Genomic DNA, 10,554 nt, shown 5'->3' with positions numbered 1-10,554 from the left:
ACCAACCCGATGCAAACTCCGAATACCAGTGAGTACTATCCGGGAGACACACGGCGGGTGCTAACGTTCGTCGTGAAGAGGGAAACAACCCAGACCGCCAGCTAAGGTCCCCAAATTCCAGTTAAGTGGGAAACGATGTGGGAAGGCTCAGACAGCTAGGAGGTTGGCTTAGAAGCAGCCATCCTTTAAAGAAAGCGTAATAGCTCACTAGTCGAGTCGGCCTGCGCGGAAGATGTAACGGGGCTCAAACTGGATACCGAAGCTGCGGCAGCGTGCTTATGCATGCTGGGTAGGGGAGCGTTCTGTAAGTCTGTGAAGGTGTGTTGAGAAGCATGCTGGAGATATCAGAAGTGCGAATGCTGACGTGAGTAACGATAATGGGGGTGAAAAACCTCCACGCCGAAAGACCAAGGTTTCCTGCGCAACGCTAATCGGCGCAGGGTAAGTCGGCCCCTAAGGCGAGGCAGAAATGCGTAGCTGATGGGAAACGGGTTAATATTCCCGTACTTCTTATAACTGCGATGGAGAGACGGAGAAGGCTAGGCCTACCGGGCGTTGGTTGTCCCGGGGAAAGGCAGTAGGCTGGGATCTTAGGCAAATCCGGGATCCTAAGGCTGAGAGCCGAGACCATTGGGGCTTTGTCCCCGAGAAGTGGTTGATGCCCTGCTTCCAGGAAAATCTTCTAAGCTTCAGGTTATAAGGAACCGTACCCCAAACCGACACAGGTGGTTGGGATGAGTATTCTAAGGCGCTTGAGAGAACTCGGGTGAAGGAACTAGGCAAAGTGGTACCGTAACTTCGGGAGAAGGTACGCCACCGATGGTGAAGGGCTTGCCCCGTAAGCTGTTGGTGGTCGCAGTGAAAAGGCCCCTGCAACTGTTTATTAAAAACACAGCACTCTGCAAACGCGTAAGCGGACGTATAGGGTGTGACGCCTGCCCGGTGCCGGAAGGTTAATTGATGGGGTTAGCTTCGGCGAAGCTCTTGATCGAAGCCCCGGTAAACGGCGGCCGTAACTATAACGGTCCTAAGGTAGCGAAATTCCTTGTCGGGTAAGTTCCGACCTGCACGAATGGCGTAATGATGGGGGCACTGTCTCCACCCGAGACTCAGTGAAATCGAAATCGCAGTGAAGATGCTGTGTACCCGCGGCTAGACGGAAAGACCCCGTGAACCTTTACTACAGCTTCACAGTGGACTTTGAGCCTGCTTGTGTAGGATAGCTGGGAGACGTTGAAGCAGTGACGCCAGTCATTGTGGAGTCAACCTTGAAATACCAGCCTGGCATGTTTGAGGTTCTAACCCAGGCCCGTTATCCGGGTCGGGGACATTGTGTGGTGGGTAGTTTGACTGGGGCGGTCTCCTCCCAAAGAGTAACGGAGGAGCACAAAGGTACCCTCAGCACGGTCGGACATCGTGCAATGAGCGTAAAGGTAGAAGGGTGCTTGACTGCGAGACCTACAAGTCGAGCAGGTGCGAAAGCAGGTCTTAGTGATCCGGTGGTTCTGTATGGAAGGGCCATCGCTCAACGGATAAAAGGTACTCCGGGGATAACAGGCTGATACCGCCCAAGAGTTCATATCGACGGCGGTGTTTGGCACCTCGATGTCGGCTCATCTCATCCTGGGGCTGAAGCCGGTCCCAAGGGTATGGCTGTTCGCCATTTAAAGAGGTACGCGAGCTGGGTTTAGAACGTCGTGAGACAGTTCGGTCCCTATCTGCCGTGGGCGTTAGAGATTTGAGAGGAGCTGCTCCTAGTACGAGAGGACCGGAGTGGACGAACCTCTGGTGTTCCGGTTGTCACGCCAGTGGCATTGCCGGGTAGCTACGTTCGGACGGGATAACCGCTGAAAGCATCTAAGCGGGAAGCCTCCCTCAAGATGAGATCTCTCTGGGAACTTGATTCCCCTAAAGGGCCGTTGAAGACCACAACGTTGATAGGCGGGGTGTGGAAGCTGCCGTAAGGCGTGAAGCTAACCCGTACTAATTGCCCGTGAGGCTTGACCATATAACGCCAAAGCAGTTGAACTGCATCTGATAGAATGAGTGTTGGATAAACGCTCTGACGCTGGACTTCCTAATTTCTCAGAATACTTTGCTGGCTTAGCCAGTGAGGTAAACAGATTTGGCTGCTTGCCATGGCAAGTGACCAAGCCGGTTTGCCTGACGACTATAGCGAGTGGGAACCACCTGATCCCTTGCCGAACTCAGAAGTGAAACCGCTCAGCGCCGATGGTAGTGTGGGGCTTCCCCATGTGAGAGTAGGTCATCGTCAGGCTCTTAAATATAAAAAGACCCCTTAGCGCTCGTCGCTAAGGGGTCTTTTTATATTTAGGATACGATGAGCTCCTGTCCCTACTTTTGGGCCCATGTGACCGCCTATGCACCGAAGGTGCCAGGCGGAGGCGCCGTAGGCGTCGCGAAGCGATCACGAGCACGGCTCGTGACCTAAGTAGGTCATCGTCATACCCAGAGGGCACAAGGGCTCTTAAATACAAAACGCCCTGTCAGGATAATCTGGCAGGGCGTTTTGCTGTGCGCGTCAGGCGAGTAAGCCCGCTCAGAAATCGAAGTTGCGTTGCAGGATGCCGAACTCTCCATCCTGGTCCATGTCATCCTCCCAAGCCGTCACGATACGATCATTTCCAGCCATGGCCGCGACGGGCTCGAACTGTTGCCCGGTGGCGTCACTGTTGACTGTGAAATCGCTGGTTTTTTCGCTGCCGTCGGCGCGGAATGTGCGGGCATAAATCTGGAAATAGCCGTTGCCGTCGTTATCGTCTTCCCATAGCACGGTGAAGTTGCCTTCCGGACCCATGGCGAGAGCCGGTGCCAACTGCTGACCGGAGGCTTTGCTGTTGGCGGTGAATTCAGGCAGCCATTCCTGGCCGTCGCTGAGGAAGCCCCGCGCGAGGATCTGATAATAACCATTGCCGTCCTTGTCATCCTGCCAGGCAACCACGAAGCGGCCACGATGATCCATGGCCAGCACCGGTTTTTCCTGGGTGCCGCTGACCACCTGATTGACCGTGGTCTCGGGGAAATGTTCACGTCCCCGGTCGGTGAAACCGCGAACGGCTATTTTGCTTTGCCCATCCCCGTCGGTGTCATGCTCCCAGGCCACGGTGAAATGTCCGTCATTACTCATGGCCAATGACGGGCGTTGATGGCGACCCGGGGTCGAGTTGACGTTGCGTTGTGTGAAGCGGGGCAGCCCATTGCGCAAGAAACTTTGCACATGGATGCCATCGCCTTTCTGCTCCCAGGCAATAGTAAAGCGCCCTTTGTCGTTCATGCCTACCGCCGGCCGGCGTTGTTGGCCGTCCAGCCAGTTCCAATAGTCGCCGGGTTTCCAGCGGCCATGGCCGCGTCCGCTATCGCCGGATGCCAGAATACCGGGGAGGAGGGCGGGGAAGCCCGGGCTCCCGTCGGCCCGGAATACGCGGTAATGAATGCGGCCGTGGCCGTCACCGTCCGCATCCATGACCCAGGCCACCACAAAATTGCCTTCGTCATCGGTAGCCACGGTGGGGCTTCGTTGCGGGACACTGTCCCAGGGAGAAACGGCCAGTTCGGGGAACAGGGCATTACCGTCCTCATCGAAACCACGCACGAAGACCTGGCTGTAACCATCGCCGTCTCGGTCTTCCTCCCAGGCGGTGATGGTAATGCCGTTGGCGGCGGCGGCAACGGACGGTGCCCGATGATCACCTCGAAGGGTCCGATGGGGGTGACGATCCTTGTACAGAGTATCGCCGGGGGTATAGCGGTACTCGGGGATAACCGTCATGTCGAAGTCGATAACATAGTCCATGCGATTATGTTGCTGATCGGAGGGTGCCGCGATCTTGTTGTAGTCATCAAAGAATTGCGCGTTTCCACCTGGGAAAATCCGAGGATTACCGTCTTCGACACTCAAGGTTTCCACCTCTATCCGATTGTCCGTGGGGTGGAACGTCAGCAGTCTCAGCCATCCATTGCCCAGGGCGGTGCCGTCACCCATGACCGGCTCGCTCTGAAAGTCGGTCAGTATCTCATGTACCACATTGCCGCCGTTGCCGGTTCGCTGACGGTAGGAGGTGCCGTGAATATGACCGCTGACCGTCATGAAAATGTTGCTGTGTCGCGCCACCAGCTCTTCCCATAGATCCACACCTTCGCGACCGGCGGTGTTATAGCGGTTGGCCCAGCCGGTGAGGTGCTCGCCGTTGTAATCCTGGTAGGCGTGGGTGGAGACGATGACACGATGACGGGGGTGGTCGGAGATCACTTGATTGGCCCAGGTCACTACATCCTTGCGCGGAAGAAACTCAAGATTCACCAGCAGGAATTGCAGGCCGCCGGCCTCCAGGAAGTGATAGGTGTTTTCGCCGCTGTCGCTGAAACTGCCGCCGAAGCCGGGTTTCTCCGCGAAGCGATCAGGACCGAAGTAACGGGTAAAGTAGGATTCCCTGGCATGGATATCATCGCTGGGGTAGAGGTCGTGGTTCCCGGACAGAGCGGTGTATCCGATTCCGGCCTGATCCAGAATGGTGTGGGCCTGATCCACCACTTGCCATTGTTCCTGGGTGTCGTGTTGGGTCATATCGCCGAGATGCAGCACGTACTGGATGTTGCGATCGTAGGTGTGATCCACGATCCACTGGGTTTGATGGTTATAGACATCGTAACTGGCTTTCTCGGCGTAGTTTTGCGTATCTGGTAACAGCACGATCGAGAAAGAGCCCGTGGGGGAGGATAGGGTGTTGCGGTCCTGGGTGGCTGCCGTGAAGGCATTGGTCGACAGGAGCAGCGAGCTGACCAGCAGCGGCATCCCGATCCGATAACGATAGGACATGATCCGTTCTCCATTGTTATTGCTGGAAAGAGAGAGGGGGGAGGCGCGCCGAGCATCCCGTTGGCGCGCAAGTCTCCGCCCCGGAGCCCGACGGTTCCAGGTAAAACGATAATGAGAAGCCCGGTACCCGACGGGCCTGATCAGCGTGGAAAAGTAATGTGTCAGGGCCGCGACATCAGCGGGCCTTGGGGGTGATGAAGATCACAGTCCGGGGGATGATCATAAAAGTGTTGCGATACCAGGAGCGGAAGGCTGAAGTGCGGGCGGGCTGGTGAGCCCATGCCGCCTTGCGTCATCATCGGTTAAAGTAAGGCCATCTTGAACCCAGAGAGAGTCCTATGTCGTTGACCACCCCCGCGCTCCTCTTTCCCGCCATTTCGTTGCTATTGCTGGCCTACACCAACCGCTTCCTGGTTTTGGCGCAGTTGATTCGCAAGCTGGCGGATGAGGAAAAGACGCACCACGAGGAAGTCGCCACGCGTCAGATTGAGCTGCTGCACAGACGAGTCGTACTGACCCAGCGGATGCAGGTGGCCGGGGTGCTCAGCTTCCTGCTTTGCACTTTGTCCATGTTCGCGCTCTATCTGCATCAGGACATGCCCGGGGTGGTGTTGTTCGGAGCCAGCCTGATCAGTCTGTCACTGTCATTGATCTTTTCGCTTTGGGAAGTGCTGATCTCCACCAACGCGCTCAATGTGCAGTTGGAGACGCTGCGACGTCCCAAGCCCTGATCAGGAAAGAAGGGGGATGTCGGGCGGCAAATGAACCCAGAGCGCGCCAGCATGCACTTTTATTTGAAAATGGGTGTCCTCCAGGGGCTCGCCATCCAGATTCAGATACATTGCCTCCGGAGTGCGTATCTCCATGGATTCCAGGCGGGCGCGGACGAACAAGCCCTCCTGCTCACCGTTCCCATTGTTTTCATTGGCGCCATTATTTGAGCTGAACAGGCCGCGAAGGCCAGACATCAGATCCATCTGTGCAGGCAGGATGGCCACGTCCATCAAGCCATCGTTGATCACGGCGTCCGGACACAGTTTCTGCCCGCCTCCAGCCTGCCGTCCGTTACCGACCCCGAGAGCCATGAATTCGCCTTCCCATTCAAAGTCCTTGCCCTGGAAATGGCCTTGCGCGGCCCGGATTTCGGTGAAGCGGGTGAGACCGGTGAGCAGGTAGGCCGCGCCACCCAGCATGGACTTCAACTCCTCCGAGGTTTCCGTGGTCACTTCGGTGCCGAAGCCACCGGTGGCCATATTGAGAAAGTAATGACCGTTGACCTCGAGCACATCGATAGCGGTCGCGGGTTGGTCAAGCAGCGCCAGGGCCTCCTCCGGTGGCACGGGAATGTTCGCGGCGGTGGCGAAGTCGTTGGCGGTCCCCAGCGGTAAAACGGCCAGATTGGCCCCGCCGCCGTTTTTCATCAGGGCATCAGTGATGTCGCGCACCGAGCCATCGCCGCCGCCGGCGATGATGGTGTCGTAGCCGGCTTTCAATGCTTCCTCTACATACCTTTCGGCGTCTCCGCCTTCCCAGGTGACCCGAACATCGAGTTGGTGCCCTTGCTCACGGCGGGCCATGACCGCCTGACGCACCTCATCATTGGTGGCTTGTTTACCGTGAAGGATCAAAACAGCTTTAGCGCTCACCATCGGCACTCCTTGCAATGGACAAAATCAGCCACCGGATTGGCGGATGGCCCGCTACCCATTCTATTCCAGATTGGTTTAGACGGAACCGTCGGTCTCATCATGATACTTGTATTCCCATAGGCTGAGACTATTGATCAAATCATTTCATCTTTCTTTTTATGTTTATGAGAATGGTTATCATATACAAGTAATGATGGAGGTGTCCCATGGTGAAGACATTCAGCTTCGGCATTATGCATATCAGTGTGGCGTTTCTCGTGGTGTGGGCCATGACCGGTGACTGGCGCATTGGTGGCGCCACGGCGTTGGTGGAACCGTGTGTGAACACGGTGGCTTACCACTTCCACGAGAAGGTATGGAAACGTTGGCAGCGTCGCCGGGCTCCCCGGGAAGAGGAAAAGGCCGCTCTGGCTGCCTGATAGACCCTTTGTTTACTGGGTTCCGGGGCTTGGTTTAAGCTACGCCCCGGTAAACAAAAACAAAGGATAAGTTACTGTGTGGAATCAAGGGGATGACCTGGACGCCATCCGCCAGGTGGTTAATCAGGTGCTGGACGCTCATGCCGAGGATGAAGGGGGGCCCCGCTCGCCGGCGCGGGCGGAAATTTTGATTCATTCCGTGCAGGTATTCGCTCAGCGCGGTGTCGAGCGTACCACGGTGCAACATCTGTTGAGTGCGGCGAATGTGTCACGGCGCACTTTCTATAAGTACTTCCGCAACAAGGTGGATGTGCTGGAGAATATCTACCGCATCTTCGTCGACAATATGCTGCTGCATTTCCATCATGAAATGCGCCAGGCCCGTTCCGTTCAGCAGATCATCCACAACACCACCAAGGTCTATTTCGACTACCACATCAGCATGGGGCCGGTGATCAAGCTGATGATGGAAGAGGCGCGCAGTTCCAATTCGGCATTGGCGCCGCATCGGGACCGGGCCCAGACCATTGCCGCCGAGGTGCTCACCGCTGAAATCAACCGGCTTACCGGCCGTGATTTTGACCCTTTGGTGATGCGGACCATGCTGTGGATTCTGGAAAGCTATTCGCTTTATGTCTTCGAAGGTGGGGAGTTCAGCGAGGAGCGGCTGCATCTTTGCCAGCGCACCATGATCGGGATCGCGGAATCGGTGATCCTGGGCCAGGAAGCCACTCCAGGGGCGCTGAAGCGGCAGTCCTGATCCAGGATCGGGCGGTTACAGGTACTTGATCTTTTCCAACTGGTCTTCCAGACGGGCAAGCTGGGAGCGGTAGTCGTCGAGTTTGGCTTTTTCCTTGGTGACCACGGCTTCCGGCGCCTTGTCGACAAAGGCCGGGTTTTTCAGCTTCCCTTCCGCGCGCCCTACCTCTTTGCGCAGCTTGTCCACTTCCTTGGTGAGGCGGTCGATTTCCGCGTCCTTGTCGATCAGTCCGGCCATGGGCACCAGGATTTCCATGTCGCCGACCAGGCTGGTGGCGGAGGCCGGCGCGGAATCGTCGGCGTTGAGCCAGCTGATGCTGTCCAACTTGGCCAGGCGGCAGAGGAAATTGTGGTTAGCTTGCAGGCGACGCTGGTCTTCGTCCTTGCCATTGTGCAAGTACACATCCAGGGTGCGGCTGGGAGGAATGCGCATTTCGCCGCGGATATTCCGGATCGCCGTGATCACCGCCTTGATCCACTCGATGTCTTGCTCCGCTTGTTCATCCACCTTGTCCTGCTCGGGGTGGGGATAGGGCTGCAGCATGATGGTGGTGTTCCCTATACCTGTATCCTCTGCAGGCGCTTTACTCGCATCCGTGGCGGGCATCTTGCCGGCCAGCGGTGCCACCTTCTGCCAGATTTCCTCGGTAATGAACGGCATGAACGGATGCGCCAGACGCAGAATCGCTTCCAGCACCCGCACCAGGGTGCGGCGGGTACCGCGCTTCTCCGCTTCCGAATAATCGTCGCTATAGAGCACCGGTTTGGACAACTCCAGATACCAATCGCAGTACTCGTTCCAGATGAATTCATAGGCGGCATGGGAGGCGACATCGAAGCGGAACTGATCCAGTGCCTCGGTCACTTCGCGCTCGGCCCGCTGTAACGCGGAGATGATCCAGCGGTCCGCCAGTGACAAGCTGACTTCACCCTCTTTCTCATTCACGCCGCAGTCCTGGCCCTCGGTGTTCATCATCACATAACGGGCGGCGTTCCAGATCTTGTTGCAGAAGTTACGGTAGCCTTCGATGCGGCCCATGTCCCACTTGATGTCACGGCCGGTGGAGGCCAGCGACAGGAAGGTGAAACGCAGCGCATCGGTGCCGTAGCTGTTGATGCCTTCGGGAAATTCCGCCCGGGTACGCTTGCTGATCTGCTTTTCCTTCTGAGGTTGCATCAGCCCGCGGGTGCGTTTCTCCACCAGGTTGTCCAGGTCGATGCCGTCGATCAAATCCAGCGGATCGAGCACATTGCCCTTGGACTTGGACATCTTCTGGCCCTCGGCATCCCGTACCAGGCCGTGCACGTACACCTTCTTGAAAGGCACTTCGCCAGTGAACTTCAGCGTCATCATGATCATCCGCGCGACCCAGAAGAAAATGATGTCGAAGCCGGTAACCAGCACGCTGCTGGGGTGGAAGGTACGCAATTCCTCGGTCTGTTCCGGCCAGCCCAGGGTGGAGAAGGTCCACAGCGCGGAGCTGAACCAGGTGTCCAGCACATCCTCGTCCTGGCTGAGCGGGCGATCATCCAGATCATGGGCGGCGCGGACTTCCTCCTCGCTGCGTCCCACATAGACATTGCCGTCCTCGTCGTACCAGGCGGGAATGCGATGTCCCCACCACAGCTGCCGGGAAATGCACCAGTCCTGCAGGTCGCGCATCCAGGAAAAATACATGTTCTCGTAGTTCTTGGGCACGAACTGGATGTCGCCGTTTTCCACCGCTTCGATGGCCGGTTTGGCCAGGCTTTCCACCGCCACGAACCACTGATCGGTGAGGTAGGGCTCGATGACCACGCCGGAACGGTCGCCGCGCGGCACCTGCAAGGTGTGATCGTCGACCTTTTCCAGCAGACCCAGGGCGTCCAGATCATCCACCACCTTTCTGCGTGCCTCGTAGCGGTCCAGACCGCGATAGGCTTCCGGCACCTGGTCGTTGAGGTGGGCATCGATGGTGAGAATGTTGATCATCGGCAGGTCGTGCCGCTTGCCCATTTCATAGTCGTTGAAGTCGTGGGCCGGGGTGATCTTCACGCAGCCGGAGCCGAAGTCCGGATCCACGTAGTCGTCGGCGATGATTGGAATCTCGCGGTCGGCCAGCGGCAAGCGGATGGTCTGGCCAACCAGGTCCTTGTAGCGCGGATCCTCCGGGTGCACCGCCACGGCGGTATCGCCGAGCATGGTTTCCGGGCGGGTGGTGGCCACCACCAGATGGCCGGAGCCATCGGAGAGCGGGTAGCGGAAGTGCCACAGATGACCCTGCTCTTCCTTGTTTTCCACTTCCAGATCGGAGATGGCGGTATGCAGGGCCGGGTCCCAGTTCACCAGACGTTTGCCCCGGTAGATCAGGCCTTCCTCATAGAGGCGCACGAACACTTCGCGTACTGCGTTGGACAGGCCTTCGTCCATGGTGAAGCGCTCACGGGTCCAGTCGACACTGGCGCCCATGCGGCGCAATTGGCGGGTGATGGTGCCGCCGGACTCCGCCTTCCATTCCCAGATTTTCTCGATGAAAGCATCGCGGCCGAGATCGTGGCGGTTCTTGCCCTCGGCGGCCAGACGCCGTTCCACCACCATTTGAGTGGCGATGCCGGCGTGGTCGGAGCCCACCTGCCACAGCGTGTTGCGTCCCTGCATCCGGCGGAACCGGATCAGGGTGTCCATGATGGTGTCCTGGAACGCGTGGCCCATATGCAGACTGCCGGTCACATTGGGCGGCGGGATCATGATGGAATAGGCATCACCCTGGCCGGAAGGGCGGAAATAGCCCGCATCCTCCCAGGTGTTGTACCAGGCCTGCTCGATACGATCGGGTTGGTAGGTCTTGTCCATGATCTCCGCTGTCTTTCATCGCAAAAACGAAAGGCGGATTATACCGGAACCGGGGCC

General features: G+C 57.6%; 6 protein-coding genes and 2 rRNA genes (1 of these 8 running past the window's edge). 5 read left to right on the top strand and 3 right to left on the bottom strand.

Annotated elements, in window-relative coordinates; translation table 11 throughout:
* Positions 1–2,008, top strand: a 23S ribosomal RNA gene (locus tag RYH70_RS17040) (it extends 881 nt beyond the left edge of the window).
* A 154-nt stretch (positions 2,009–2,162) separates the two neighbouring features.
* Positions 2,163–2,278: ribosomal RNA gene (gene rrf / locus RYH70_RS17035) — 5S ribosomal RNA — on the top strand.
* Positions 2,279–2,560: 282 nt separating this feature from the next.
* Here the strand turns inward: rrf and RYH70_RS17030 are convergent.
* Positions 2,561–4,837 carry a metallophosphoesterase family protein gene (locus RYH70_RS17030; protein ID WP_317009448.1) on the bottom strand — a complete coding sequence of 759 codons (2,277 nt, stop codon included), beginning with the start codon at positions 4,835–4,837 and terminating at the stop codon, positions 2,561–2,563.
* A gap of 338 nt (positions 4,838–5,175) precedes the next feature.
* On the opposite strand from RYH70_RS17030, the gene RYH70_RS17025 reads away from it, so the two are divergent.
* The gene (locus RYH70_RS17025; RefSeq protein ID WP_080531517.1) at positions 5,176–5,568 is read left to right on the top strand and encodes a DUF2721 domain-containing protein; all 393 of its coding nucleotides are present in this window, start codon (positions 5,176–5,178) and stop codon (positions 5,566–5,568) included.
* Here the strand turns inward: RYH70_RS17025 and yegS are convergent, their stop codons facing one another.
* On the bottom strand, positions 5,569–6,486 hold the full coding sequence (yegS, locus tag RYH70_RS17020) for a lipid kinase YegS (protein ID WP_233918421.1): 918 nt from the start codon (positions 6,484–6,486) through the stop codon (positions 5,569–5,571).
* Positions 6,487–6,692: 206 nt separating this feature from the next.
* Between yegS and RYH70_RS17015 the strand changes: the two genes are divergently transcribed.
* Positions 6,693–6,905, top strand: a complete 213-nt coding sequence (locus RYH70_RS17015) for a DUF2061 domain-containing protein (protein WP_022997524.1) — start codon at positions 6,693–6,695, stop codon at positions 6,903–6,905.
* A gap of 76 nt (positions 6,906–6,981) precedes the next feature.
* A complete protein-coding gene (locus tag RYH70_RS17010; RefSeq protein ID WP_022997525.1) occupies positions 6,982–7,665 on the top strand; it encodes a TetR/AcrR family transcriptional regulator in 684 nt (227 codons plus the stop codon).
* Positions 7,666–7,680: 15 nt separating this feature from the next.
* Here the strand turns inward: RYH70_RS17010 and RYH70_RS17005 are convergent, their stop codons facing one another.
* The gene (locus RYH70_RS17005) at positions 7,681–10,497 is read right to left on the bottom strand and encodes a valine--tRNA ligase (protein WP_022997526.1); all 2,817 of its coding nucleotides are present in this window, start codon (positions 10,495–10,497) and stop codon (positions 7,681–7,683) included.
* Positions 10,498–10,554 lie beyond the last annotated feature (57 nt).

This window comes from Alloalcanivorax xenomutans (genome assembly GCF_032810065.1).
Classification (GTDB): domain Bacteria; phylum Pseudomonadota; class Gammaproteobacteria; order Pseudomonadales; family Alcanivoracaceae; genus Alloalcanivorax; species Alloalcanivorax xenomutans.
This window is presented reverse-complemented; position numbering and strand designations above follow the sequence as displayed.

What these genes read in the sequence shown, in the direction of transcription:
- RYH70_RS17030 (WP_317009448.1), bottom strand. Translation starts at nt 4,837, where the DNA reads ATGTCCTATCGTTATCGGATCGGGATGCCGCTGCTGGTCAGCTCGCTG.
- yegS (WP_233918421.1), bottom strand. Translation starts at nt 6,486, where the DNA reads ATGGTGAGCGCTAAAGCTGTTTTGATCCTTCACGGTAAACAAGCCACC.
- RYH70_RS17015 (WP_022997524.1), top strand. Translation starts at nt 6,693, where the DNA reads ATGGTGAAGACATTCAGCTTCGGCATTATGCATATCAGTGTGGCGTTT.
- RYH70_RS17005 (WP_022997526.1), bottom strand. Translation starts at nt 10,497, where the DNA reads ATGGACAAGACCTACCAACCCGATCGTATCGAGCAGGCCTGGTACAAC.
- RYH70_RS17025 (WP_080531517.1), top strand. Translation starts at nt 5,176, where the DNA reads ATGTCGTTGACCACCCCCGCGCTCCTCTTTCCCGCCATTTCGTTGCTA.